A 25338-nucleotide genomic window follows, 5' to 3' on the forward strand; every position below is an offset into this window, starting at 1 on the left:
TAGTTGCGCTGCGGAGGACGGCGGAACCGGGGGTGGAATGGGCGATGGCCGGGCACGGGGCGGATGAGCATCCCCATGGTGCCGACCGACTGTGCGAGACCGGGGATCGCGTGTATTCCCGGGCCGTACGGCGCGGCCGGGTGCCGCGCCGGGACGCGGAGCCGGTGCCCTGCCTGCTGGAACTCGCCCTGCTGCACCCGGACCCCGACGACATGGACTGGCTGGTGCCGACCTCCCCGCAGGAGGTCATGACCCGGCTGCTGCGCGGGATGTACGACGAGGTCAGCGCGAGCCGGCGGCGGGTGGGCTCGGCCGTCGCGGCCGTCGAGTGGTACGCCGGGCTGGGCGACCGGGTGCTGCCGGCCGCCCCGGCTTCGGAGGGCCCGGCGATCCGGGTCCTGGACGGACTCGCCCGGATCCAGGCCGCGATGGACGAGGCGACCCAGGCGTGCACGGCCGAGGTCCTCACGGTGCAGCCCGGTGGCATCCGCCGCGAGGCGGAGCTCTCCGAGGGGCTGCACCGGGCGCTGGCGCTGCGCGGCCGGGGCGTGCGGATGCGGGACCTGTACACCCATGTCGCCCGGCACGGGCAGGGGTTGCTGAACTACCTGGAGCTGATGGGCGACGCGGTGGAGGCGCGCACGCTGGACGAGGTGATCGACCGGCTGATCCTGTTCGACCGGACGGTGGCGTTCATCCCCGCCAACTCCGAGCGCACGATGGCCCTCGAGCTGCGGCATCCGGCGATCGTCGAATACCTCGTCACGGTCTTCGAACGGCTGTGGCGCCTCGCCATCCCCCTCAAGGCCCCGCTCCCCGACACCGGCATCGAGGGCATCTCCCACCGGGAGCAGTCGATCGCCGCGCTGCTCGCGGAGGGGCATCAGGACGCCGTCATCGCGGAACGGCTGGGCATAAGCGTCCGGACCTGCCGGGCGCACATCGCGCGGCTCTCGGAGACGCTGGGGGCGGCCAGTCGTACGCAGCTGGGCGTGCGCATCGCCCAGGCGGGCCTGGACGGCCCTCCCCCCTCGGCCGCGTCCCCGTCCCTCAGCGTTCCCGATCAAGGATCCCGGACTGCCCGATGAGATACCCGAGCTGCGCCCTGCTCTGACTGCCCAGCGTCGCGGCGAGCTTGGCGATGTGCACCCGCGCGGTACGGATGTTCATCCCGAGCCGGTCGGCGATGACGGCGTCGGTGTGGCCTTCGACGAGGAGCGCGGCTATGGCGTGCTGGCGGGGGGTGATGCCGTTGTGGGAGGGCTGGGGGGCGGTCGTCGGGTGCATGGGTGTGGCGAGGCGCCACAGGCGGTCGAACGTGGTGACCAGGTGGTCCACCAGGGCCGGGTGCCGGATCTCCAGGGCGAGTTTGCCGTCCTTGTCGGCCGGGACGAAGGCCACGGCGCGGTCGATGGCGATGAGGCGGTCGGGCACTTCGTCCAGCGAGCGCACCTCGATGTCGCCCTTCAGCCGCTCGCAACGGGCGGCGATGGTGGGGAAGTGACGCAGTGTGTGCGGGTAGAGCGTGCGTATGCGGCAGCCTCGGTCCAGCGCGGCCTGGTCGCGGCCGAGCGAGGCGGCGTCGGCGGCCTCACCGCGTGCTCCGGTGAGTCCGGCGCGGGGCTGGACGGTGACCAGCTCTTCGGAGGCATCGGCCATGGCATCGGTGATTGCCCGGTTGATCTGCTCCGTGCCGGCGAGCAGCCGGATCATGGGGGCCTCGGGGGCCGCGGGCCCCTGACGGGCGAGCCGCATGAGGGAGCCGAAGGTCTCGGCCAGTCGTTCCTCGCGCCGCCGTTCGTTCGCAATGCGCTCCCCTGAGGTGCGCAGGAGCCGGTGCAGGGCGACGACCGGGGTGACGGGCTCCAGCCGGACGGGGTCGTCGAGGGCGGGATGCAGCAGGCCCAGGTCTACGAGACAGGGGGCTAAGTCGGCTTCCGCGGCCGCTAACTTTCCTTCGCGCAGTGCCCGTTCGTACAACCTCGCGCCCGCGGAGCACAGGTCCTCCGCGCTGTGCTCCGGATGGGGTGCGCTCACTGGGCCGCACCTGCGCGTTCCAGGATGCCGGACTGTGCGATGAGGTACCCGAGCTGGGCGCGGCTTCCGCTGCCCAGAGCGTGCGCGAGCTTGGCGATGTGGGCCCGGCAGGTGCGGACGTTCATGCCCAGTCGGCGGGCGATGGCCTCGTCGACATGACCCTCGACCAGGAGCTTGGCGATGGAGTGCTGGAGCTCCGTGATGCCGTCCGGGGCGGTTTCGTAGGGGGCGCCGGCGCTCAGCGGGACGGCCCGGTCCCACATGAACTCGAACACCTTGATCAGGTAGCTGACGAGGCCGGGGTGACGGAGTTCCAGTGCGACCTTCTGGTCGTCGCGGGTGGGGATGAACGCGACCGTCTCGTCGCAGATGATGAGCCGCTCCATCAGCCCGTCGATGGTCCGGTGTTCCACTTTGCCATCGGAGAACTGGCCCGCGTACGCGAGCCTTTCGGGGTTGTGCCGTGCCGTGTGGGGATACAGCGTCCGTATGCGCACACCACGTTCGATAAGCGGCCGGTCGCGCTCGAGCCCCTGGATCAGGCTGCGTTCGGGCCGGTGGCCGCTCGGCTGGATGGTGAGCATCTCGGTCTGACACTGGGCCGTGGCCAGGTTGAGCGCCGCGTTGATGCGCTCGCTGCCCTCCAGCACGGTGATGGAGTCGCTGGACGTGGTGGTCTGCGCGCTGAGCGCCATGAAAGGGGCGAAGGCGTCCGAGAGTTCGATCGACACGCGCCTGCGCTCGGTGATCTCGTTCTCGATGGGATTGAGCCGTTGGGCAAGGGCCACCGCCGGGGGGACGGGGCGCAGCCAGTCCGGGTCGTCAGGGTCCGGGTGGAGAAGGGCGAACTCCATCAGGCAGGGGGCCGCTTCCACGTCCGCTCGCAGAACGCGTCCCGCACGCAGGGCGTTCGCGTAAAGTCGGCCACCTTCCTCGCACATCTCGGTCACCACATGGGGATGTGTCACCTTGGTCCGATTCGTTGTCAAATCTCCACCCCCCAGGGTCCTGAACATGCAGGAACATGATGCATCGATTCTGTGGCCATCACGTGCCTGAATGAGCCATCGTCGTATTCGACGGGGGAAGAGGGGACCTTCAAGTGAGGACGAAGCCGACTATGCGTAACAGAATGCTTCGCTTGGGGCTTGTCGCCGCCTTCTCTGCCGTCGTGGCTTTCGGAACCGTGAGTGGCCTGTCGGGCGCGAGCGGCGATGACCGGGCGGACAGTGTCTGGCCGGCGGCTGCCAAGAGTCGTGTCCTGGCCGACAGTGTGTGGCCGGCGGCTGCCCAGTCCGTGGTGGCCACTGCAGACGGAGCCGGGAGCTGACGTGACCACTCCACCCGACGACCGCTCCTTCCGCCGTGAAATGGCCACCGCCTACCGTTCCGGCTGGCACTTCATCGACCTGGTCACCGCCATCCCCCACAGCGGTGACTCGTTGATGGTGACCGTTTTCGGCGAGCCGGTGGTCGTCACGCGGGACGACGACGAGGACGTCCGGGCCTACCGGTGTCTGCGGCGGCCTCGGGGGGCGCCGCAGCCAGTCCGATGTGCCGTACGGTACGGAATGATCTTTGTGAACCTGGACCAACGGGACCACCGGCAGGTGGAGGCCGACACTCCCGCCCCGAGGACCATCTCTGCCACCCCCCGCAGTGCCTGACGCGATTCCCCCGTCGTAACAGATCGCTCAGGTGCTTCCCCCCGCAGCGGCGTCACCGTGACCTGAACACGGTGACGCCGCTGCAGTTTTCCGGGTTATTTCCGGGTATGGGCGTGATCAGGCGGTGGCTGGATCCGGTCGATCGCCGGTGTGGATTTTCACTTCCGTCAACCTCGCCCCATCGCCCGCGTCAGGTGAATCTCGATCACCACCCGTGACGGGTTCGGCGACGGGGTCCTGCCGTAGCGCTCCGCGTAGCGCCGCTCCGCCTCGGCGACCCGGTCCCGCTCCTCGTGGACGAAGGCCCGCCCCTCCAGTGTCGCCCAGCGGCGGCCCTCCAGCTGGCAGACGGCGACGGCCGCCCCCTGCTCCCCGGCGGCCCGCACGTACCGCACCTTCGCGCTCCCCCGATTGGTGATCACCCGAGCCAGACGGGCCTCGGGATCGTAGGTGACCCCGACGGGTACCAGATGCGGAGTGCCGTCCGGGCGGGGAGTCGTCAGGGTGCACAGGTGCCGCTCCCGCCAGAAGCCGAGATACGACGGGTCCGGAGCGCCGGGGTCCACGGAGTACTTGGTCGCCATGCCCCGGAACTTAGACCCCGATCCTCCCGGCCATGCCCTTGAGTGCAGTAGACTCAACTTTGTGCAAGCCGTTCGGGTCAGTGCGAGGAGGAGAACGCGAACGTGGACGCCGAGCTGACCAACCGGAGCCGGGACGCGATCAACGCTGCCAGCAACCGGGCCGTGACCGAGGGACACCCCGACCTCACCCCTGCCCACCTGCTGCTCGCGCTGCTCCAGGGACAGGACAACGAGAACATCACCGACCTGCTCGCCGCGGTCGACGCCGACCAGGCCGCCGTGCGCGCCGGAGCCGAGCGCGTGCTCGCCGGGCTGCCCAGCGTCACCGGGTCGACCGTCGCGCCGCCCCAGCCCAACCGCGAGATGCTGGCCGTCGTCGCCGACGCGCAGGCCCGCGCCAAGGACCTGGGGGACGAGTACCTCTCCACCGAGCACCTCCTCATCGCCCTCGCCGCCAAGGGCGGCGCGGCCGGCGAGGTGCTGGCGCAGCAGGGGGCCGACGCCAAGAAGCTCCAGGCCGCCTTCCAGAAGACGCGAGGACAACGACGCGTGACCACGGCCGACCCCGAGGGGCAGTACAAGGCCCTGGAGAAGTTCGGGACCGACTTCACCGCCGCCGCGCGGGAGGGCAGGCTCGACCCCGTCATCGGGCGGGACCAGGAGATCCGGCGCGTGGTGCAGGTGCTGTCCCGGCGGACCAAGAACAACCCCGTGCTGATCGGCGAGCCCGGCGTCGGCAAGACCGCCGTCGTCGAGGGCCTCGCCCAGCGGATCGTCAAGGGTGACGTGCCCGAGTCGCTGAAGGACAAGCGGCTGGTCGCGCTCGACCTGGGCGCGATGGTCGCGGGCGCCAAGTACCGGGGCGAGTTCGAGGAGCGGCTCAAGACCGTCCTCGCCGAGATCAAGGACTCCGACGGGCAGATCATCACCTTCATCGACGAGCTGCACACCGTCGTCGGGGCCGGTGCCGGCGGCGACTCCGCCATGGACGCCGGGAACATGCTGAAGCCGATGCTCGCGCGCGGTGAACTGCGCATGGTCGGTGCGACGACCCTCGACGAGTACCGCGAGCGGATCGAGAAGGACCCCGCCCTGGAGCGCCGCTTCCAGCAGGTCCTGGTCACCGAGCCGACCGTCGAGGATTCGATCGCGATCCTGCGCGGGCTCAAGGGGCGCTACGAGGCCCACCACAAGGTGCAGATCGCGGACAGCGCGCTGGTCGCCGCCGCCTCGCTCTCCGACCGGTACATCACCTCCCGCTTCCTGCCCGACAAGGCCATCGACCTCGTCGACGAGGCGGCCTCCCGGCTCCGCATGGAGATCGACTCCTCACCCGTCGAGATCGACGAACTGCAGCGCGCCGTCGACCGGCTCAAGATGGAGGAGCTGGCGATCGGCAAGGAGACCGACGCGGCCTCCCGCGAACGCCTGGAGAAACTGCGCCGCGACCTCGCCGACAAGGAGGAGGAACTGCGCGGCCTGACCGCCCGCTGGGAGAAGGAGAAGCAGTCCCTCAACCGCGTCGGTGAGCTGAAGGAACGCCTCGACGAGGTGCGCGGCCAGGCCGAACGCGCCCAGCGCGACGGCGACTTCGACACCGCCTCCAAGCTGCTCTACGGCGAGATCCCCGCCCTGGAGAAGGAGTTGGAGGCCGCCTCCGAGGCCGAGGAGGAGGTCGCCAAGGACACCATGGTCAAGGAGGAGGTCGGCGCCGACGACATCGCCGACGTCGTCGCCTCCTGGACCGGCATCCCCGCCGGGCGGCTGATGGAGGGCGAGACGCAGAAGCTGCTGCGCATGGAGGACGAGCTGGGCAAGCGGCTCATCGGCCAGACCGAGGCCGTGCGGGCCGTCTCCGACGCCGTGCGTCGGTCCCGCGCCGGGATCGCCGACCCGGACCGGCCCACCGGCTCCTTCCTCTTCCTCGGCCCGACCGGCGTCGGCAAGACCGAACTGGCCAAAGCCCTCGCCGACTTCCTCTTCGACGACGAGCGGGCGATGGTCCGCATCGACATGTCGGAGTACAGCGAGAAGCACAGCGTGGCCCGCCTCGTCGGCGCCCCGCCCGGATACGTCGGCTACGAGGAGGGCGGCCAGCTCACCGAGGCGGTGCGCAGGCGGCCGTACTCCGTCGTCCTGCTGGACGAGGTGGAGAAGGCGCACCCCGAGGTCTTCGACATCCTGCTCCAGGTGCTGGACGACGGGCGTCTGACGGACGGCCAGGGCCGTACGGTCGACTTCCGCAACACGATCCTCGTGCTGACGTCGAACCTGGGCAGCCAGTTCCTGGTCGACCCGATCACCAGCGAGGAGGAGAAGAAGGAGCAGGTGCTGGAGGTGGTCCGCACCTCTTTCAAGCCGGAGTTCCTCAACCGTCTGGACGACCTGGTCGTCTTCTCGGCGCTGACCAAGCCCGAGCTGGAGCGCATCGCGAAGCTCCAGCTGGAGCGCCTGGCCAAGCGGCTCGCCGAGCGGCGGCTCACCCTCGACATCACGCCCGAGGCCCTGGCCTGGCTCGCGGAGGAGGGCATGGACCCGGCGTACGGCGCCCGGCCGCTGCGCCGCCTGGTGCAGTCCGCCATCGGCGACCGGCTCGCCAAGGAGATCCTGTCCGGGGAGATCAAGGACGGCGACACGGTCCGGGTGGACCGCTTCGAGGACGGGCTCCTGGTCGGCCCGGCCACGGGCAAGACGCTGTAGGACCGTCCCCGGTCACATCGTGAACGCCGAGAAGCGCACCAGCGCGGTCCCGGCGTTCACGTGCTCCACCCTCACCTGCACCACGTGCGCCTCCGCCGTGCCCGGCAGGCCGTTCTCGTGGGTCACGTCGAGGCAGAGCGCCCCGCAGGCGCCCCCGCCCGTGCGGGGCTCCTGGGCGTCCGGGTACGTCTCGCGCAGCCAGTCGCGGACGCCCTCGCGGGGCATCCGCAGCACCGCCGAGTACGAGGTGTCGATACCCCGCTGCACGGTGCAGTCGTGGACGCGGGCGTGCGCGGGACGCTCGGCGGCGCCGAAGGCCAGGGCCTCGGTGCAGGGGACCGTCGCCGCCGCGCCCCTGCGGGCGTCGCCGAGAGGCTCGTCGTCGTCCGGCCAGGCCCACAGGAAGAGGCCGGCGATCAGCACGCCGAGCACCACCACCGGCAGGGCCAGGAACGGCAGGACGATCCCCCACCGGGTACGACCTCTGTTCGCTTCCTGCACGGGTACAGCCCCCTCCGTCGGCTGCTCAGAAGGACGGTTGTGGGCACCCGGAGGTTGCGGTTGACCGGATCGTGTCAGCCGTGGGCTGACAGGGCCTGTCGGGGCTTGCCACCCCCCTCCCCGCATGGGGGAGGATGGCGGAATCCGTACGAAGGGAAATTCACGGTGACCATCGACCCGTCCTCGATTCCGAACTTCGGGGGCCAGCCCGAGCCGCAGCCCGGCGGCCCGGCCGGCCCCGTCGTCCCGGATCAGGACCTCGTGAAGCAGCTCCTCGACCAGATGGAGCTCAAGTACGTCGTCGACGACGAGGGTGACCTCGCGGCGCCGTGGGAGCAGTTCCGCACCTACTTCATGTTCCGGGGAGAGGGAGACCAGCAGGTCTTCTCCGTGCGGACGTTCTACGACCGGCCCCACGAGATCGAGGCCAAGCCGCAGATCCTGGAGTCGATCGACGACTGGAACCGCCGGACCCTGTGGCCGAAGGTCTACAGCCACACCCACGACGACGGCACGGTCCGCCTGATCGGCGAGGCCCAGATGCTGATCGGCATGGGCGTGAGCCTGGAGCACTTCGTCTCCTCGACGGTCAGCTGGGTGCGCGCGGCGATCGAGTTCGACAAGTGGCTCGTCGAGCAGCTCGGTCTCGAAGAGGAGATCAACGAGGCGGAGAAGCCCGAGGACAACGAGTAGGCCCCCTGCCGGGGCCTCCACGGCGCGTCGGCGCGTACGAACGGGTACGCGCTGCACGCGCCGTCTGCTTTTTCCGGTGCCTCCGGTGCCTCCGGTGCCTCCGGTGCCTCCGGTGCCTCCGGCGCGCCCGGTGCGTCCGGTGCGTCCGGATGCGTTCAGGATGCCTTCCGGATCACCTCGATCGCCCCCTGACGCCGTGCCGGGCGGAGGAAGGGGCCGCCGCGCTCCGGCCCTCCAGCTCAGCGGGCTCTCCTCGGCGGCCGCCGACGCCGCTGCCGCCGCCGACGGCGTCAGGCCGAAGACGCAGCTCCGCCCACACCGTCTTGCCCACCGGGCGGCGAGGCGCCGACCCCCAGCGCGCGGCCAGGGCGTCCACCAGGAGCAGTCCCCGGCCGGACTCGCCTTCGGGATGCGACGAGGGCGCCACCGTGGGCAGCCGCTTCGCGGAGGCGGCGTCCGCGACCTCGATGCGCAGCAGGTCCGCAGCCCGGTCGAGGGCGAGCCGGAGACTGAAGTCCCGGCCGGGGACCCGGCCGTGCCGTACGGCGTTCGCCGCGAGTTCGCCGACGACGAGGGCGACCGCGCAGGTGGCGTCCGACGCCGGAGGGTAACCCCCTCGCTCCATCCATCGGACGGCGTGCCGCCGGGCGAGCCGCGCACCGTGCGGGGAGGAGGGGAACCGCAGGGTGAGCGGTCGGGGTTCATGCCCGTCATGCCCGTCCCCCGGGGTGGCGGTTTCTGTCAGCACGGTCTGTCCGTCCCTTTCCGTGGAGCGAGGGTGTATCGCGACGCACACGAGTCGTCACGTTCCGTGCTCAAGGATCGACGGATCGTCCTACGCTCGACAGGTGGTACGGCCTTACTTTTGAGGCGGTAAGGAACGGAAGTGATGCTTTGGCCAACGGAATTGACCCCAGCGCGTCGATGGCCGCCCTGTTCGGTGCGCGGGTGCGCAGGCTCCGCACGGCGGCGGGACTGACCCAGGCCGAGCTGGGCGATCGAACGCATGTGGTGAGCACGCGGATCACCCAGGTCGAGCGGGCGTCCGGGGCGAGACCGACGCTGGAGCTGGCGCGTGCGCTGGACGCGGCCCTCGGCGCGGATGACTTGCTGGTGGAACTGTGGCCGCACGTGTACCGGGAGGCGTTTCCGAACTGGTCGCGGAGATTCATGGAGTACTCGGAGCGGGCGGTGGCCATTCGCGAGTACTCGGCTCATGTGGTCCCCGGCTTGCTGCAGACCGGGGACTACGCGCGTGCGGTGCTGAGCGTCGGCCGGACGCTCGGCAGCGAGGAGCAGTTGGAGGAACGGGTCGCCCTTCGCCTGGGACGGCAGGAGCGTCTCGGCCTGCCCGGACGGCCCGAGCTGTGGGCGGTCCTCGACGAGGCGGTGCTCCGGCGGCCGGTCGGCGGACCGGCGGTGATGCGTGAGCAGTTGGAGCGACTGCTCGGGACCAGGGCGGAACGCCACATCACCGTGCAGGTACTGCCGTTCGACCAGGGCGAGCACGAGGTCATGGGCGGTTCGCTCACGGTGCTCACCATGCCGGACGGCTCGGAGGTCGCCTATACGGAAGGCGCGCACCACGGCCGGCTCATCGAGGATCCGGACGAGGTCAGGGATTTCGCGCTGACTTACGATCGGCTGCGGGCGGCAGCTCTGCCCCCGCTCATGTCGCTCGACATGATCCGATCCGTGATGGAGGACAACCACCGTGGAGCGAACGTCCCGTCCCGATCTGAACGGCGCCGCCTGGCGCAAGAGCAGCTACAGCAATCAGGAGGGCGGCAACTGCGTGGAGGTGGCCGGCGGATTCCGAGGGGCCGTCGTCCCGGTCCGTGACAGCAAGGCTCCGCAGGGCCCGGCGCTGTGCTTCGGAGCAGTCTCCTGGGCCGCATTCATAGGCGAGTTGAAGGCCGGGCGCGACCGTTCCTGAGGCAGCCGGGCTCGGGCTCCGGTCGCCGTCCGCCCTCCGGGCTCACCGGGCCCTTGTCCGCGAGGGTCCGGCGGGCCGCTGACCTCCTGAAAGAACTGGGGAAAGAACTACCCGCCCACCCACCCTCCCCGCGCCAGAGGGCGGCCGTCACCCGTCCGAGTGACCGGCTTGCAGCAGCGGGTAACGGGCCGTTACGTTCGCGGCGACCACCTCACACAGACGACGGCCCCCGGCCGGGACTGGCATCCCGATCGAGGGCCTGACCGATCAGGAAGCAAACCCTTCCCGATGGCTGACTCGCAGTCTAACGCGCGCCTGCGCGCCGACGCCGGAGTTCCGACCTCCGGCGTGATCCACGTACGCACCCGGCTGACGGCCGACTTCACGGTGATCTCCAACGCCCTCGCCCAGCGGCGTGGCAGCGCGGTCACGATCGGCGTCGCGGCGTACATCTCCTCCCTTCCCGACGGCTTCCCCGTGACCATCGCCGCCCTGTGCGGGCACTTCAGCGAGGGCGAGATCCTCATCTCGCGCGCGCTCAGGGAGCTCGAGGCGGCCGGATACCTGGAACGCCGCCGCGAACGGACGCCCACCGGGCAGGTCCGCACCCGGACCTACTTCTACGACGTGCCCGGCGGCCACGACCCGCAGGGCACGCCGCCCGAGCCGCCGAAGCCGCGCCGGCCCCGGCCCGCCGTCCGGGAGGCGCCCCGACGGGACGCGGTGCTCGTTCCCGGTCCCGGGGAGCCCACAAGCGCGGTGCCCGTACTCGCCGACGCGGCCCCCGAGGCCGTCGCCGTACTGACCGCCCTGCGCCGGGTCGACCCCCGGCTCGTCCTCTCCGCACGGGAGGCCGCCCGCCTGGCACCGGCCGTCACCGAGTGGCTGGCGGCCGGTGTGGGGCCGCGGGAGATCACGGAGCTGCTGACCGTACGGCTCCCCGACCGCTTCCGGGCCCGCCCGGCAAGCGTCCTGGCCTTCCGCCTCCGCGAAACCCCACTGCCCGTGCCACCCCCCGCGCCGCTCACGCCGGACGTCGCCCGCCCGGTCGTACTGCCCTTCCAGACCTGCGACGGCTGCGAGCGCGCCTTCCGCGCCCAGGAGCCCGGACACTGCCGAAGCTGCCGGGGCCGCCTCACCGAGGAGCATCTGCGTGCGGCCGGCTGAGCCGCACCGCTGGGCTCGGTGACGCGGCATTGTCCGTCGTATCCTGACCACACGCGGGAAGGAGCCGTCCATGAGCGTCGACGCGATCGTGAACACCGAGTTCCCCAAGGGATACACGGTCCTGTTCGGGGCCGACGGAAAGGTGATCATGACCCCGCAGAGCGTCGAGCACTCCAGCACGATCAAGTCGATGCAGTACGACACGGTCGTGTCCCTCGGACGCCATGCGAAGACCGTCTCCGACGTCTACATCGACTTCCCCGCCGACGAGAACTCCGCGCCCGACCTGGCGATCCTCCGCGAGGACGCCAGTCGGGAGGGCAAGCGCTACGGCTTCGAGGACGTCCTGCTGATCTCCGAGGTCGTCTCGACCTCCTCCGCACGCAAGGACTACGACGACTGCACCGCGAAGTACGGCCGCTACGGAATCCCGGTCTACCTGGTCGTCGACCCCTACGCGCAGGAAGTCGTCCTTCACACCCAGCCGACCGCCACCGGTTACATCGCGGCACACACCCACAAGTACGGCACGGGCAAGCTTCCCATCCCCTTGGCCGACGGCCGCATCTTCACTCTGGACCTCGACGAGCTTCCGCGTCCGGAGCCCGAGGCGGACACCCGCTGACGAAGGACTCCCCTGTAGCGCGGCGGGGTGCGGTCGGCCCGGGAATTTCCGGAGGTGGGAATTCCGCAGGCGCGTTGATATCACCGGTGCTGGAATCGTGCAGAGCCTCGCTGAGGAGAATCGTTGAGCGCGCGCATCCTGATCGCCGAAGACGACGAAAAACAATCCCGTCTCATCCGGATCTATCTGGAACGGGAAGGCAACGCCGTGCAGGTCGTGGCCGACGGCCGGGCAGCGCTGGAACGGGCGCGTTCGACGGGGCCGGATCTCATCGTTCTCGATGTGATGCTGCCGCTCGTCGACGGACTCGACGTGTGCCGCATTCTGCGTGCCGAGGGGCACGAGGTGCCGATCCTGCTGCTGACCGCGCGCAGCACCGAGGAGGACATGCTCCTCGGCCTCGACCTGGGGGCCGACGACTACCTCACCAAGCCGTACAGTCCCCGCGAACTCACCGCACGAGTACGGGCGCTGTTACGGCGCTCCAGGAAAGCCGGCGCGGCCGGCAGCGAGGTGCTGCGGGTGGGCGCGGTTGAGCTGGACACCGCCCGCTTCGAGGTCCGGGTGGCAGGCCGTCCGGTGGCGCTGACCTCCAAGGAGTTCTCGATTCTGGAGTCTCTGGCCCGCGAGCCGGGGCGGGTGTTCACCCGGGCCCAGATCATCGAGCGCGCCTTCGGCTTCGACAGCGACGTACTCGAGCGCACGGTGGACGCCCATGTGCGCAACCTGCGCCGGAAGCTGGGGGACGACCCCGCCCGGCCGCGCCATCTGGAGACCGTGTACGGCCGGGGATACCGCCTGGTGGACGGCTAGCCGGGCGCCCACCCGAACGCACGCGAAGTCCTGACCGGGGCCGATCAGCCGGCGTCGGCCGACGGCCCGGTCGTGGCGAGCGTGACGGTGAAGGTCGTGCCCACGCCGACGGTGCTCTCCACGGCGATCGTCCCCTGGTGGTCGGTCACGATCTGGCGGGCGATGGACAGTCCCAGGCCACTTCCTCCGGTGGCGCGGCCCCGTGCCGCGTCCGCCCGCCAGAAGCGGTCGAAGAGATGCGGCAGGTCCTCGGCGGGTATCCCCTTCCCGGTGTCCCGCACCTGAAGGGACGCGAGATCGCCGTGCCGGGCCAGCGCCAGTGTCACCGTGCCGCCCGGTGCCGTGGCTCTCAGCGCGTTGCCGACCAGGTTGCCGACGACCTGGCGCAGCCGGTCGGCGTCGGCGACGACGTCCACCGGTCGCGGCGCCTCCAGCCGCAGCGCGACACCTGCCGCGTCGGCCTGGGCACGGTGAGCCGTGCCGGCGGCTTCGAGGAGCTCACGCAGGTCGACGCGTACCCGGTGATAGGTGAGCGCACCGGCCTCGGCCAGCGCGAGATCCTGCAGGTCGTCGACGATCCGCTGCTGCAGCAGTGCCTCCTCGTGGAGGGAGTCGAGAAGCTCGGGGGTCGGCTCGACCACCCCGTCCCGCAGGGCCTCCAGATAGCCGCGCAGATTGGCCAGCGGGGTGCGCAGCTCGTGGGCGATGTCACCGGTGAGGCGGCGCTGGCGTTCCTCGCCGGCCTGTATGGACTCCGCCATCCGGTTGAAGGCACGCCCGAGTTGGGCGATCTCGTCCCGGCCGGAGACGGGCACCCGCCGCCCCAGGTCTCCCTCGCCCAGCCCCCCGGCCGCCAGGGTCATGGCACGGACCGGGCGCAGCACCGCCCGGCTGAGGAGCAGGGCGCCGAGCACGGCGGCGAGGGCGACGCCGCCTGCGACGGCCATCGTGGGTGCCGCGGCCAGGGTGGGCGGGGACTCGTCCCGGACGCCGAGACGGATCACCAGGCGTGGCGGGGCGGCGGAGCCCACGCGCTCGTTGAACACCCGCTGCAGGCAGGTGGTGAACTGCCGTTCCGACTCGCAGGTCCGGATCTCCTCGAGGTCCTGCGGAGTCTGCGGGTCCGGTTCGCCCTTCGGCTCCTCGCACTGTTCCGGCCGGCGCTCCGTGCTGATCCGCGGCACGCCGGTGTCGTCCGGCCGGGCCGTCACCTCCGCCCCCGCCCGGGTCAGACAGGCCGCGTACACCGCTTCGGCGCGGTACTGGGCGATCGCGGTCGCCGTCAGCTTCATCGAGGTCCGCGGTAGCTGTCGCGCGGGGATCCGCAGGACGGGACGCGGGTCGACCAGCACGGGCGGCTGGTTGCTCACCGGGCGGGGGGCACGGCCCTCGAGCGCGTCGGAGTCGGCGAGCAGGACGTCGTTCTCGGTGGCGACCCGGATGCGCTGGCCGGTGTCCTCGGCCAGGCGCCGCACCGTCGGCGAGAGACCTTCCCAGGTGCTGTGCGCGAACCCGTACGCGCGCAGGTCGCCCGTGATCCGGGAGACCTCCTGCCGTCCCGCGGTGACACTCTCCTGGACCTGGCGGTTCGCCTGACGCAGGGTCAACCAGCCGGTGGCGGCGGTGGCGGCCATCGCGACCAGCATCAGCAGGCCGAGTACCCGAAGCCGGAAGCTCATCGCGTGCCACCCCGCCCCTCTGCCAGGACGTGTGTGCGCGACGGGACTCGGATGCTCGTCAAGGGGGCGCTTCCGGCCGAAAGGACTGTGGAATGGCGCATTTCCTCTTCCGGTATTTTCGGACTCTCATGGGCGGTAATTGGACGGTTGGGGGCGGAAGGATTTCTTCAGCATCTTTTCGACTGTGATCGTACTGACGCCACTTCCGCACCGATTGGTGCAGTGGTCGCTGTTTCGCTCAGGTGTCGTCCAACAGGCCTGAGGAAGCAGCGCCGACCGAGAACGCATTCATTCATGGGGGTTCAAAAGTGAAGCGTCGCATCGCAGCTGTCGTACCCGCCCTGGCGGCGGTGGCCATGGCCGTCCCGCTCGCCCTCTCCACCCCGGCCACCGCGGCCGCGTCCTGCGGCAGGACCGCGTCCGACATGGACAGCAGCGCCTGGAACAGGACGGCCAACGGCGCCAACGAGAGAAGCGGATCCAGCACCAACTGCGCCAGCAACGGCATCGCCTACAACACCCACCGCCTCGACTACCACTGCTACACGCGCATCGGCAGCACCAGTGAGACCTGGACGTACCTCCGGAACGACACCACCGGTACGTCCGGCTGGGTCCGCGACGACCTGCTGAGCGACGGCGGCAGCCTCGTCTACTGCGGCTTCTAGTACGCTCGCCGGCGCTCCCGCGGGAGTGCCGGACAAGCAGGACTGATGGCACGTCAGGGGCGGTCTCACCGAGGCCGCCCCTGACTCGTACGCCCCTGACTCGTAAGCCCCTGACGCGTACCACGGACGGGCCGCTCAGGAGCCGGACAGGGCTTCCGTCGGTGACAGCCGGCTCGCCCGTACCGCCGGATACAGCCCGGCGATCATGCCGATGACCAGCGTGCAGCCGATCCCCGCCGCACTCGCCCACACCGGGACCACGGTCGGCCAGTCGCGGCTGAGGGCGTAGACCGCCGTGATCGCCGTCCCCAGCACCGTCCCGCCGAGGCCGCCGATGAGCGACAGCAGCAGCGACTCCGTCACGAACTGGGTCCGGATCTGGCCGCGGGTCGCCCCCAGCGCCCGGCGCAGGCCGATCTCGGGGCGCCGCTCCAGGACCGAGATGACCATCGTGTTGCCGACCCCGACGCCACCGACGAGCAGCGCCACGCCACCGAGGCCGAGCAGCAGCCCGGTGAGCGCCGACTCGGTGGCCTCGCGGGCGGCGAGCGCGTCGGAGGGCCGGGAGATCCGGACCTGTCCCGGTTTCTCGGGGTACGCCGTGGCCGGCAGCACGCCCCGTACCGCCGCGATCTGGCTGTCCTCGGCGCGGACGTAGACCGTCGACGGATGGCCGTCGAAGCGCAGGTACGTCCGTGCCGCCGGCCAGCCGACCAGCGCCGCGCTGTCGAGCTCCGGCGCGAGCGGTACGGGATCGAGGACGCCGACGAGGGAGAACCAGCGGCCGCCGAGCCAAACCCGGGTGCCCGGTGTGTACACGTCGAGCCGGCCCGCGGCTGTGGAGCCGAGCACGACCGCCGGGTACTGCTCGGTCGCGGAATCCAGCCAGCGGCCCCGGCGGACGTGGCCGCCGACGGCCGGGAGCAGGTGCCTGTCGGCCGCGAGGACCTCGAGGGAGCCGGTGCGTCCGATGGCGATGCGCTCATTGCGGTAGACGTGCGCGTCGGTCGCGCCGGTGGCGGCGACCTGCTGCACGGGCGGGATGCGGCCGATCATCGCGACGGCCTCGTGGGGCAGTTCGGCCTCCGTGCCGTCGAGTGAGTCGCCGGGAGCGACCCGCAGCAGGTTGGTGCCGAGCGCGTCGAGTCGGCGGTCCACCTCCGCCCGGCCGGAGCCGGAGATCCCGACCACCGCGATCATGGCGGCGACACCGATCGCGATCCCGAGCGCGGAGAGGAAGATCCGCAGCGGACGGGTCCGCAGCCCGGTCCCGCCGAGCCGCACGATGTCCTGAGGGCCGAGCCGGGCGGCCCGCAGTCGGCCGCCCGGGCCGCCGACGTCGTCGCTCGCTCGTCCGCGGCCACGGCCGCCGCCCCTGCGGGGGCCGGGCGGCGGGGCCGCAGGGGTGTCGTCCATGGGCGGGCCGTTCGTCGTGACGTCGGTCATCGGACCGCCTCGTCCGGCACGGCGCCGGTCGCGGTGTCCGCCACCACGCGGCCGTCGCGCATCTCGATGCGGCGGGGCAGCCCGGCCGCGATCTCCCGGTCGTGGGTGATGATCACGACCGTGGTCCCGGCGGCGTTCAGCTCGCGCAGCAGCCCGAGTACGGCCTCTCCGGAAGCGGAGTCCAGATTGCCGGTCGGCTCGTCCGCCAGCAGGACCGCCGGTTCGCCGACCACCGCCCGGGCCACCGCCACCCGCTGGCGCTCGCCGCCGGACAACTGGTGCGGGAGGTGGTGGACGCGGTGGCTGAGGCCGACCCGTTCCAGCGCCGCCGCCGCGCTTGCCCGGCGGCGGCGCAGCGGTACTCCGGCGTACAGCAGCCCGTCGGCCACGGAGTCCAGGACGGGAACCCCCACCGCCAGATGGAACTGCTGGAAGACGAAGCCGATCCGGGTGGCCCGCAGCGCCGACACCTCACGGTCCGTCAGCTTCGCCACGTCGTGGCCGTCGACCAGCACCCGCCCGGCGGAGGGCCGGTCGAGGCTGCCCATGAGGTTCAGCATGCTGGACTTGCCCGAGCCCGAGGGGCCGACGACCGCGACGAGTTCGCCACGCCCGATGCTCAGGTTCACGTCCCGTACCGCCGCCACACCACCGGGGTACGTCTTGGAGACCGCGTCGAACACCACGACCGCCGATGCTCCGCTCACTCCGGGATCCTCACGTTCATGCCCTCGCGAACCGCGCTTCCGCTCACTTCCACCCTGCCGTCCGCGAAGAGCCCGGTCTTCACCGCGACGAACCGGCCGTCCGCGGTCTCCAGGCCGTGGCCGCCCTCGGCCAGGGCGACCAGCGCGGCGACCGGGACGGTGAGGACGTCCGTCCGTTCCCGCCCCACGTACTCGACGGTGACCGGCGCGCTCTCCAGCCGTCCCACGGATTTCTGGTCCTTGACGGTGATGGTCACCGGAACCGTCGGTGCCGCGGGGCCGCCGTCCTCCCCGCCTCCCTCCTCGGGCGCGGTCGCGCTCTTGCCCACCGAGGCCACCTCGCCCTTCACCGATTTCCCGTCGGGCAGCCCGATCGTGACGGCGGCGCCGCGCACGGCCCAGGAGTCCTCCGCCGCCGAGGCGTTGACGACGACCTTCCGGGACGTACCGGTGTACGTGAGGACGTCCTCGGTGGCCGGCGCCCCGAGCCGGACACCCGCGTGGCCGATCCGTACCTTGCCGGCGGAGTAGACGACGTCCCCGATGCCGACCTTGCCGGTCTGGGGAAGGCCGAGGGATCTCTGCCAGCGCTTGACCGCGCGGGCCGTGAGGTCGGTGAACTCCTCGTCGACGGTGAAGCCGGTGTATCCGAGAGTGGCGAGATTGCTCTCGAACTGCAGTACGTCCATCCCGCGCAGCGTGCCCCCTGCCCCTGGCGCCCCGGCCCCGGCGCCGGCTCCGGCGCCGTCCGGCGTCGGGGATCCGGAGGGGCCCGGAGCCCCGGAGGTCTCGTCCGTGCGGCCCTGGTCAGCCGAGCCCTCGGTGTCCCCCGCGGTCCCGGTCTCCCGCCGGGTGTCCTGCTGCGTGCCCTGCCGGGTATCCGCGGTCAGGCCCAGCTCCCGGTACATCGGCAGCGACCCGTACAGCAGCACCACCGGCCGGTCGTCGACGCGCAGCAGAGTGCCGCCGCGCTTCACGGTCGTGCCCTCCGCGGGCAGCCAGGTCACGGTGCCGGTCGCCTTGACGGGCAGCGGTATCTCGGTGCCGTAGCCCAACTGGCCGTCCACCGTGGTGCGTTCGGTCAGCGTGGTCCGGGTGACCGGGACGGTGGAGCCCGAGCGGGGCGGGGCGGAGGTGTCCGCCTGCGACCCGCCTCCGCCGAGGCCCAGCGCACCGACCACGGCGACCGCCGCCACGACGACCAAGGCCGACGCCACCAGGACCGTTCGCCGTCCGCGCCGACCGTGCGGCGGCGGCGCGGGAGCCGCCCCGCTCTCGTACTCGGTCTGCACGGCCGTCTCCGCCGTCATCAGCCCTTGCCGGCGGGCTGGTCCGCCGGGTCACCGATGATCGGAGCGCAGACACGGGTGGCACGCTTGGCTCCCGCGGACGTCTGGTTCCACTCGGAGCCCTGCGCGGTCCCGTCGGGGCCGGGATCGGGGAAGTCCGGGGCGCCGTTCTTCTGCATGCAGTCGGCGTAGTCACGCTTGATCTTGATCTGCTCGGGGCTGAGCGTGGGCTGGTTGGCGTTCTCGAGGCTCTCGGGGACGGCCGCCTTGAGCGAGGCGCACTTCTCGGAGGCGTCCAGGAACTTCGTGTTCTTCTTCAGCGCCGCGTTGTCGCCGAAGTCGACCTGCCCCTTGGCGTCCGGGTCGGGGGCGTCGACCCCGTTCTTGCGCAGACATCCCACCCACTCACGCTGGGCGTTGACGTACGCGGCCACGTCGTCGCCGCCACTCGGCGCGGTCGTCGTGCCGGATGCCCTGTCGCCGCCCGCGGTCGGGACCTTCGGGGCGTCGCCCTCGTCCCCGCAGCCGGCCAGGGTGATCGCCATGACCGACGCCGTCACCACGGCCATCAGCACCCGGTTCGTCCTCATCGGTTCTCCCGCCTCCTGTCGCGCCCGGCCGCGGGCGCGGCGGACCTCCCGACCGTAGGCCGGAGGTGATGAAGAACCTTTGAAGAACCTGTCATCCGATCATGCGGCCCTTCCCCGGGGCGGAGCCCCTGCGGCCCGGGCTACGACTTCAGGCGCTTCACGGCCTCCTGCAGCACCGCTGTCCGCTTGCAGAACGCGAACCGTACGAACGGTGCGCCCTCCTCGCGGTGGTCGTAGAAGACCGCGTTGGGGATGGCGACCACGCCCGCGCGTTCCGGCAGACCGCGGCAGAAGGCGAAGCCGTCGCTCTCGCCGAGGGGGCGGATGTCGGTGGTGACGAAGTACGTGCCCGAGGGGCGGAAGACGCGGAAGCCCGCCTCCTCCAGCCCCGTCGCCAGCAGGTCCCGCTTGGCCAGCATGTCGGCGCGGAAGTCCGTGAAATACGACTCGGGCAGCGACAGGGCCTCGGCGACCGCGTACTGAAAGGGGCCGGCGCTGACGTACGTCAGGTACTGCTTGGCCGACCGGACCGCCGTGACCAGCTCCGGGGCCCCCGTCACCCAGGCCACTCCCCGTTCACGCACTCATTCTCATGCAGGCCCACAGGGCTACACCCTCGAACGACAGAGATGCCGTTGTGTACACATGGGAAACTCGGTACACTCGGGCGCATGACACAGTCAATGCCGATAGAGTCCATCCGCGATGTCCGGGCACACCTGGCCGAGGTCGTGGAGCGGGCCGACCGGGACGACGTACCTACCGTCATCACCCGGCGCGGCAAGCAGGTCGCCGCCGTGGTGTCCATCGAGGTGCTGCGCAAATACCAGGAGTGGGAAGAGCGCGAGATCAACCGGATCATCGACGAGCGCATGACCAACCCGGCACCCGGCATCCCGATCGAAGACATCATGAGGGAGACGCTGGCGCGCAGTGAGTAGGTACCGCACCGTCTTCCGAGCCGAGGCTCAGGCCGAACTCCGCAAGGTCCCGCGAGACATGGCCCTCCGCATTCTGGCCAAGCTGACTGAGCTGGAGAGCGACCCGACGGGATTCAACACCACGGCCCTCGTCTCCCAGCCCGACCGCCGCCGCCTCCGGGTGGGTGACTACCGCGTGATCTACACAATCGACAACGGCGAACTGGTGGTGTGGGTCGTACACGTCGGGCATCGCTCCACCGTCTATGACACCTGAGCGCTGCAAAATCGGGCGGCGAGTGCAATCAGAGCATGCTCTGTGTAGGGCAGGGTGCACACGGCACTCGCATCGGAATCCGTCTCGCTTACTGACCCGGGCCGGTACCCGTAGGCCGCCGCTGCCAGGGCAACCGTCCTGGTGCCTCCGCGCCGTTGCGTCTAGAACGCCGCCCCCAGCCGCTTCGCCGCCTCCTCCAGCACCCCCGTCCGCTTGCAGAACGCGAACCGTACGAACGGCGCGCCCTCCTCGCGGTGGTCGTAGAAGACCGCGTTGGGGATGGCGACCACGCCCGCGCGTTCCGGCAGACCGCGGCAGAAGGCGAAGCCGTCGCTCTCGCCGAGGGGGCGGATGTCGGTGGTGACGAAGTAGGTGCCCGAGGGGCGGAAGACGCGGAAGCCCGCCTCCTCCAGCCCCGTCGCCAGCAGGTCCCGCTTGGCCAGCATGTCGGCGCGGAAGTCCGTGAAATACGACTCGGGCAGCGACAGAGCCTCGGCGACCGCGTACTGAAAGGGGCCGGCGCTGACGTACGTCAGGTACTGCTTGGCCGACCGGACCGCCGTGACCAGCTCCGGGGCCCCCGTCACCCAGCCGACCTTCCAGCCCGTGAACGAGAAGGTCTTCCCGCTGCTCGAAATGGTGACCGTACGCTCCCGCATCCCCGGGAACGTCGCCAGCGGCACGTGCTCGGCGTCGTCGAAGACCAGGTGCTCGTACACCTCGTCGGTCACCACCAGCAGGTCCCGCTCCACCGCCAGCTCGGCGATCGCGGCCAGCTCCTCGCGGGTGAGGACGGTGCCGGTCGGGTTGTGGGGGGTGTTGATCAGCAGCAGCCGGGTGCGGTCGGTGACGGCGTCGCGCAGCTCGTCGAGGTCTAGACGGAACCGGCCCTCGTCCACCTGAGCGCGCAGCGTGACCGGCACCCGGCGGCCGCCCGCCATGGCGATGCACGCGGCGTAGGAGTCGTAGTACGGCTCCAGGGCGATCACCTCGTCGCCGGGTTCCACCAGGGCCAGCAGGGCGGCGGCGATGGCCTCCGTGGCGCCGGCGGTGACCAGGACCTCCGTGTCGGGGTCCCAGGCCAGGCGGTAGCGGCGCTGCTGGTGGGCGGTGATCGCGGTGCGCAGCTCGGGGACGCCGGGCCCCGGCGGGTACTGGTTGCCGCGGCCGTCCCGCAGGGCCCGTACGGCGGCCTCCCGGATCTCCTCCGGGCCGTCGGTGTCGGGGAAGCCCTGCCCGAGGTTGATGGCGCCGGTGCTCAGAGCGAGGGCGGACATCTCGGCGAAGATCGTCGTCCCGAACTCGGCGAGCCGACGGTTCAGCAGGGGTCGCGCGCTGGAGGTCATGCCGGTCATCCTGCGCCGAAGCTCTGGAGTTCCTCAACTCACCTTCGCGGATGAGTGCCTGCGCCGGCATCCACGGCGCCCTCTCTGAGCAGGGGGAGGGCCATCGTCGACTGTCGTCATCTGTCGTCGTTGGGCGCCCTCGGACGGCCCGGACACGGCCCAGCCGGCCGGGAAGCGGCGGGCAGTACGAGCACTACGAGAAAACTACTCCTGCTGCAGCTGGGTCGAATCCGGGAGGCCACCTGGTGTCCATGTTTGCTTGAGCACCCGCTAGGACTGCTCCCGTGAGGGCAGCGCCTGAGAGGTTCGCCCCCCGGATATCTGCCCCGCTGAGATCAGCGGCAGGGTAGATCGGGCCGGCCGTGAAGACTTCATAAGACAGAAATCCCAGCTGCGCCAGTACACTCAGCGTCTGCCGTGTCTGGCGACGCCTGAAGTCAAGACTGCGATGATCCATCTCGCCAAGGGTTGGATCGACCCAGTCGATCTGTAGTGTGACCTCCTCCAGGTAGGCTGATCCGAAAGTGCATTCACGAAGATCCGCCCCCTTCAGTGACGCGCCGGAGAGAACCGTGAAGGTGAAATCAGCGCCGTAACTCGACGCCGAATCAAGATTGGCATTCAGAAGGAAGCATTGGGAAAAGTCGGCCAGGCTGAGCAGTGCCCCGAAGAGATCAGTGCCACTCAGGTTCGATCCCGACATATTGGCTCGCGAGAGATTGGATCGACGCATGGATGATCCCTGGAAGTCGCAGAGCTGCAGGTTCCCATGCTTCAGGTCGGCACCACGCAGATCGACACTTTGGAAGTGCGGCCTGGCCGTTTTGCTGAGTGATATTTCGTCCGAGATGAACTTGAGGACGTCTTGATACGGTAAAGTGGGGCGGAGTTGCGCGAAAAGCTGTAGGGCTTCTTGCACGTCGGGCCTGCGCACAGCCATCGGGGGTGTCTGCTCGGTGAGGCTTGCAGGGGGCTGCTCCAGCGGGGAGCTTCGCTTGACGAATACCTCAAGGATGTCCAACACTCGCGCCGCATCCTTGGGGTCGCTTTGAACAGAGCGGCCCATCTCGATGACCCCCGCCACCCTTATCTCGGGAACCGCGTCACCCAGTTGGGTAACAATCTTCGAGTCCAAGTCAGTTCCGGCGATTTCCGTTTGACGCTTTGCCACACGGAACTGATGGTAAGCGATGCTAGCGGTAACCAGGAAGAGAGTTCCCGCTGCCCCTTGCAGCAGGGTTCCGCGAACCGAATTCTGTAGTTCCAGCCTCTTGGCTGCGGCGGGGACATCGCCTGCGGACACAATCCAATGCGGAGCAAATATCACAAATAGGATGACGATCAGGCCGATGAACCCCCATGCGAGGATCTGGACGGGCAGATTCGAATCTTTTTTTGGAGCGAAGAACTGCATGACTGCCCCCGCATGCTAGTGCTGTGAATGGTGTGAGCGACAGATTTGCCACTCCATGGTCCCAGCGCAAACGTCATGGCCTGCCGTCTTCCCAGTAATGAGCATCGCAGTATCGAGTGCGGAACGCAATGCCACAGACTTTCGACCCTGCACCCCTTCGAACGCAACGGGTGTATATGTGGTGTGCGTATCGGATTCCGTAGGGGGGAACGTGACTGGTGTTCCTGGTGAGGTCGTCGGCCTGCCTGAGCGAAGGTCGGAAGATTCATGATCCTGTGTGGGAAAAGCCTGTACTCATCCAGTCGCTCCTTTGATTCACGGTTCTTCCCGTGGCGATGGTCGTGAACATCGTCTTGTCCTGTGCCGAGTCGGGAACCTTGGAGTCGTACTCCCACGCGAAGCGAGAAGCCGCCTGGATGCCCACGGCAAACTCAAGTGAGTCGGCTGCGCCCCTTCCTTCACGAGTCGGGCGCGTGTGTACAGCTCGGAGCCGACCGTGAGACCCAGCCCCTCCGCAATGAGGTCGTCCGCCTCGCCACGACTCACGGCCTGCGTCTGCTCGTTGCGCTTGTACGCGCTTCCCGACGGCCTACGAACGACCCCTGACCTGCTCTTCTATGCAGGTCAGGGGTCATCACTCCTAGGGAACCCTCTGAAGTTCCTCAACTCTGTGTTGGGCCCGGAGCGGGGAGGGCATCACCGCTTCACGCAACAGCGAGGCGCCCACGGGGGGCCGCTTCGGGGGACAGGGAAGGAGGGTGACGCCATGGTCTTCGGCATCATCCTGGCGGTGGTCGGAGTCGTCCTGGTCGGGGCGCTGGTCTCCAAGGCCCGTAGCGGCAATTCCCGGCGGACGACGGGACGCGGCGCGTGGGCGTCCACCGGTTCGAGCAGCCGCAGCAGCGACGGCAGCTGGTGGGCCGGCGGCGGACACCACGGGGGACACCACGGGGGACACTCCTGCGGCGGCGGCTCGTCCTGCGGAGGCGGGTCGTCCTGCGGGGGTGGTGGCGGTGGCTGCGGCGGCGGGGGCAGCTGACTGACGTCGGCCGTTCTCACGACGGGGGAGCAGCATCCACCGAACGCGGGGTCCGCACCTGGGGCGGGCCCCGCGTTGTCGTGCCGGGGCGGGGCAGGGGGCCACGCGGTCAGGGGGAGGGGCAGGGATGACGGGGGCCGGGGGCCGGGGCAGGCGGTTCCCGGACGGACGATCCGTCGAATGTCTGTCGGGCGGCTTCGTGCGGTCACCTGCACCGCCCTCCGTCGGTCGGGCAACTCGCGCCCGACGTGGTGCGACCCGGGCAACTGTGCTTCCCGAGCGGCCACTTCCGGATCTCGCCGGAGTCCCGGGCGCCCGCTGTGTCCCGGCTGCGGGCGTGCGCCACGGCGCACCGGCGCACGCCTCCCCGGCACCGGCGCACGCCGTGGTTGAACAGTTGAGCTGTGGAGCCCTCTGAGGGATGGAAACCCTACGAACTTGGGTAAAAACGCTGTGGCGGGGCCATCGTTCATGATTCCCTCTAAGTCACCGACGCAGCCCCTCGGACGATCTGCGGACACCTTGCTGAAACCGGCCGACCGGCTGCCCCGGGCCGACATCCCCCGGTGCCGTGCCGCCGGGGCGCAGCGGACCCCACTCCCTCTCCTTGTGTGCTTGCGGAGCCGATCCATGCTCACGACCCTGAACACCTCCTACACCGACACGCGCGCGGCCGATCTCGCGTGGGCCCTGGGGCGCGAGCCGCTTCCCGCACTGGCCGCGCTCGACCTCGAACTGGCGGGCACCAAACTGCAGTTGCGGCTCCTCGGCGCGTCCCACCAGGTTCTGCTGGAGGAGGAGCGGGGCATCTGCTCGGAGACAGTGGCGTGCATCGCGGGCAGCAGCACCCCGCTTCCGCTCGGAGTCGCCAAGCGGGTGGACGACTGGGAGTACGAGTTCGCGGCCCGCGTCGAGGTCCTCTCACCCGGCTCCTTCGCCGGCCGCGCACAGGAGTTGCTGGCCCTCGTCTCCGACCACCCGCACGGCCTCGCCGGCGTCTTCCCCGGCAGCCCCTACGCCTTCACGGCCCTGCTCGCCCAGCACCACGAGGGCCAGGTCCACTGGCGGACCTGGCACGCCTACCCGCAGGACGGGCAGCTGGTGGCGACCCGCACGAGGGTCGGCGTGCGCGTCCCCGCGGCGGCGCTCGTCAACTGACCCCGGCGCGAGGGCGGCTTCGGCGCCCCGGCACCCTGCTGCCGGGACCCGGCACCCGCCATCACCCGGCACCCGCCATCAC

At 70.2% G+C, this 25338-nt stretch carries 26 protein-coding genes and 2 pseudogenes; 14 read left to right on the top strand and 14 right to left on the bottom strand.

Features of this window, described 5'->3' with window-relative positions; translation table 11 throughout:
* The first annotated feature begins 44 nt into the window (after positions 1–44).
* Complete coding sequence (locus AB0F04_RS22710; RefSeq protein WP_362043904.1) at positions 45–1088, top strand: LuxR C-terminal-related transcriptional regulator; 1044 nt, start codon at positions 45–47, stop codon at positions 1086–1088.
* On the opposite strand, the gene AB0F04_RS22715 is transcribed toward AB0F04_RS22710, so the two are convergent.
* Positions 1051–2037 carry a helix-turn-helix transcriptional regulator gene (locus AB0F04_RS22715; RefSeq protein WP_362043906.1) on the bottom strand — a complete coding sequence of 329 codons (987 nt, stop codon included), beginning with the start codon at positions 2035–2037 and terminating at the stop codon, positions 1051–1053. The two genes, AB0F04_RS22710 and AB0F04_RS22715, sit on opposite strands and share 38 nt — an antisense overlap.
* Positions 2034–3053, bottom strand: coding sequence for a helix-turn-helix transcriptional regulator (locus AB0F04_RS22720; protein ID WP_362043908.1), 1020 nt, complete (start codon positions 3051–3053; stop codon positions 2034–2036). Before AB0F04_RS22720 ends, AB0F04_RS22715 begins: the two co-directional genes overlap by 4 nt.
* A gap of 354 nt (positions 3054–3407) precedes the next feature.
* On the opposite strand from AB0F04_RS22720, the gene AB0F04_RS22725 reads away from it, so the two are divergent.
* Positions 3408–3704 carry a (2Fe-2S)-binding protein gene (locus AB0F04_RS22725; protein WP_362044288.1) on the top strand — a complete coding sequence of 99 codons (297 nt, stop codon included), beginning with the start codon at positions 3408–3410 and terminating at the stop codon, positions 3702–3704.
* A gap of 167 nt (positions 3705–3871) precedes the next feature.
* Here the strand turns inward: AB0F04_RS22725 and AB0F04_RS22730 are convergent, their stop codons facing one another.
* Positions 3872–4288: a TIGR03618 family F420-dependent PPOX class oxidoreductase gene (locus AB0F04_RS22730; protein WP_362043910.1), complete on the bottom strand. Its 417-nt coding sequence runs from the start codon at positions 4286–4288 to the stop codon at positions 3872–3874.
* Between the two features lie 102 nt (positions 4289–4390).
* On the opposite strand from AB0F04_RS22730, the gene clpB reads away from it, so the two are divergent.
* Positions 4391–6988 (top strand): ATP-dependent chaperone ClpB, encoded by a 2598-nt coding sequence (gene clpB / locus AB0F04_RS22735; protein ID WP_362043912.1) that lies wholly within the window; start codon positions 4391–4393, stop codon positions 6986–6988.
* A 12-nt stretch (positions 6989–7000) separates the two neighbouring features.
* Here clpB and AB0F04_RS22740 read toward each other — a convergent pair whose 3' ends face one another.
* The gene (locus AB0F04_RS22740) at positions 7001–7489 is read right to left on the bottom strand and encodes a hypothetical protein (RefSeq protein ID WP_362043914.1); all 489 of its coding nucleotides are present in this window, start codon (positions 7487–7489) and stop codon (positions 7001–7003) included.
* A 165-nt stretch (positions 7490–7654) separates the two neighbouring features.
* Here AB0F04_RS22740 and AB0F04_RS22745 point away from each other — a divergent pair, with 165 nt between their 5' ends.
* The gene (locus AB0F04_RS22745) at positions 7655–8182 is read left to right on the top strand and encodes a YbjN domain-containing protein (RefSeq protein WP_362043916.1); all 528 of its coding nucleotides are present in this window, start codon (positions 7655–7657) and stop codon (positions 8180–8182) included.
* Positions 8183–8354: 172 nt separating this feature from the next.
* Here AB0F04_RS22745 and AB0F04_RS22750 read toward each other — a convergent pair whose 3' ends face one another.
* Positions 8355–8867 (bottom strand): ATP-binding protein, encoded by a 513-nt coding sequence (locus tag AB0F04_RS22750; RefSeq protein ID WP_362044290.1) that lies wholly within the window; start codon positions 8865–8867, stop codon positions 8355–8357.
* Between the two features lie 239 nt (positions 8868–9106).
* Between AB0F04_RS22750 and AB0F04_RS22755 the strand changes: the two genes are divergently transcribed.
* The 5 genes from AB0F04_RS22755 to AB0F04_RS22775 all read left to right on the top strand — a co-directional run bounded on the left by AB0F04_RS22755 (position 9107) and on the right by AB0F04_RS22775 (position 12723).
* Positions 9107–10024 (top strand): helix-turn-helix transcriptional regulator, encoded by a 918-nt coding sequence (locus AB0F04_RS22755; RefSeq protein ID WP_362044292.1) that lies wholly within the window; start codon positions 9107–9109, stop codon positions 10022–10024.
* A complete protein-coding gene (locus AB0F04_RS22760) occupies positions 9984–10118 on the top strand; it encodes a DUF397 domain-containing protein (protein ID WP_362044294.1) in 135 nt (44 codons plus the stop codon). Before AB0F04_RS22755 ends, AB0F04_RS22760 begins: the two co-directional genes overlap by 41 nt.
* 288 nt (positions 10119–10406) lie before the next feature.
* Positions 10407–11285, top strand: coding sequence for a hypothetical protein (locus tag AB0F04_RS22765; protein ID WP_362043917.1), 879 nt, complete (start codon positions 10407–10409; stop codon positions 11283–11285).
* Between the two features lie 70 nt (positions 11286–11355).
* Positions 11356–11910, top strand: coding sequence for a Uma2 family endonuclease (locus tag AB0F04_RS22770; protein ID WP_362043919.1), 555 nt, complete (start codon positions 11356–11358; stop codon positions 11908–11910).
* A 123-nt stretch (positions 11911–12033) separates the two neighbouring features.
* Entirely contained in the window at positions 12034–12723 is a 690-nt protein-coding gene (locus AB0F04_RS22775) for a response regulator transcription factor (RefSeq protein WP_362043921.1), read from the top strand.
* A 44-nt stretch (positions 12724–12767) separates the two neighbouring features.
* Here AB0F04_RS22775 and AB0F04_RS22780 read toward each other — a convergent pair whose 3' ends face one another.
* A complete protein-coding gene (locus AB0F04_RS22780) occupies positions 12768–14402 on the bottom strand; it encodes an ATP-binding protein (RefSeq protein ID WP_362043922.1) in 1635 nt (544 codons plus the stop codon).
* Positions 14403–14710: 308 nt separating this feature from the next.
* Between AB0F04_RS22780 and AB0F04_RS22785 the strand changes: the two genes are divergently transcribed.
* The gene (locus AB0F04_RS22785) at positions 14711–15070 is read left to right on the top strand and encodes an SH3 domain-containing protein (protein ID WP_362043924.1); all 360 of its coding nucleotides are present in this window, start codon (positions 14711–14713) and stop codon (positions 15068–15070) included.
* 135 nt (positions 15071–15205) lie between these two features.
* Here AB0F04_RS22785 and AB0F04_RS22790 read toward each other — a convergent pair whose 3' ends face one another.
* From AB0F04_RS22790 to AB0F04_RS22810, 5 genes and pseudogenes are all read right to left on the bottom strand, one after another.
* Positions 15206–16516, bottom strand: a complete 1311-nt coding sequence (locus AB0F04_RS22790) for an ABC transporter permease (RefSeq protein ID WP_362043926.1) — start codon at positions 16514–16516, stop codon at positions 15206–15208.
* Positions 16513–17223, bottom strand: coding sequence for an ABC transporter ATP-binding protein (locus AB0F04_RS22795; RefSeq protein WP_362043927.1), 711 nt, complete (start codon positions 17221–17223; stop codon positions 16513–16515). Before AB0F04_RS22795 ends, AB0F04_RS22790 begins: the two co-directional genes overlap by 4 nt.
* Positions 17220–18533: a peptidoglycan-binding domain-containing protein gene (locus AB0F04_RS22800; RefSeq protein ID WP_362043929.1), complete on the bottom strand. Its 1314-nt coding sequence runs from the start codon at positions 18531–18533 to the stop codon at positions 17220–17222. Before AB0F04_RS22800 ends, AB0F04_RS22795 begins: the two co-directional genes overlap by 4 nt.
* Positions 18533–19102 (bottom strand): hypothetical protein, encoded by a 570-nt coding sequence (locus tag AB0F04_RS22805; RefSeq protein ID WP_362043931.1) that lies wholly within the window; start codon positions 19100–19102, stop codon positions 18533–18535. The genes AB0F04_RS22800 and AB0F04_RS22805 overlap by 1 nt, the downstream gene beginning before the upstream one ends.
* A 140-nt stretch (positions 19103–19242) precedes the next feature.
* Positions 19243–19665, bottom strand: a pseudogene (locus AB0F04_RS22810) (aminotransferase class I/II-fold pyridoxal phosphate-dependent enzyme); the annotation flags it as partial.
* 108 nt (positions 19666–19773) lie between these two features.
* On the opposite strand from AB0F04_RS22810, the gene AB0F04_RS22815 reads away from it, so the two are divergent.
* Together AB0F04_RS22815 and AB0F04_RS22820 are read left to right on the top strand one after the other, a co-directional pair.
* Positions 19774–20043: a type II toxin-antitoxin system Phd/YefM family antitoxin gene (locus tag AB0F04_RS22815; protein WP_319366440.1), complete on the top strand. Its 270-nt coding sequence runs from the start codon at positions 19774–19776 to the stop codon at positions 20041–20043.
* Positions 20036–20299 (top strand): type II toxin-antitoxin system RelE/ParE family toxin, encoded by a 264-nt coding sequence (locus AB0F04_RS22820; RefSeq protein WP_362043933.1) that lies wholly within the window; start codon positions 20036–20038, stop codon positions 20297–20299. Before AB0F04_RS22815 ends, AB0F04_RS22820 begins: the two co-directional genes overlap by 8 nt.
* Before the next feature lie 161 nt (positions 20300–20460).
* Here the strand turns inward: AB0F04_RS22820 and AB0F04_RS22825 are convergent, their stop codons facing one another.
* The 3 genes and pseudogenes from AB0F04_RS22825 to AB0F04_RS22835 form a co-directional block, all read right to left on the bottom strand.
* Entirely contained in the window at positions 20461–21654 is a 1194-nt protein-coding gene (locus AB0F04_RS22825; RefSeq protein ID WP_362043935.1) for a pyridoxal phosphate-dependent aminotransferase, read from the bottom strand.
* Between the two features lie 184 nt (positions 21655–21838).
* Positions 21839–23059: a pentapeptide repeat-containing protein gene (locus AB0F04_RS22830; RefSeq protein WP_362043936.1), complete on the bottom strand. Its 1221-nt coding sequence runs from the start codon at positions 23057–23059 to the stop codon at positions 21839–21841.
* Positions 23060–23414: 355 nt separating this feature from the next.
* Positions 23415–23644: pseudogene (locus tag AB0F04_RS22835) on the bottom strand (hypothetical protein); the annotation flags it as partial.
* A 181-nt stretch (positions 23645–23825) separates the two neighbouring features.
* Here AB0F04_RS22835 and AB0F04_RS22840 point away from each other — a divergent pair.
* Entirely contained in the window at positions 23826–24098 is a 273-nt protein-coding gene (locus AB0F04_RS22840; RefSeq protein ID WP_362043938.1) for a hypothetical protein, read from the top strand.
* A 630-nt stretch (positions 24099–24728) separates the two neighbouring features.
* Positions 24729–25256: a DUF2617 family protein gene (locus AB0F04_RS22845; protein ID WP_362043940.1), complete on the top strand. Its 528-nt coding sequence runs from the start codon at positions 24729–24731 to the stop codon at positions 25254–25256.
* The last annotated feature ends 82 nt before the right edge of the window (positions 25257–25338 follow it).

The sequence above is a fragment of the Streptomyces sp. NPDC029041 genome (assembly GCF_040637515.1).
In the GTDB taxonomy this organism is placed as follows: Bacteria; Actinomycetota; Actinomycetes; order Streptomycetales; family Streptomycetaceae; genus Streptomyces.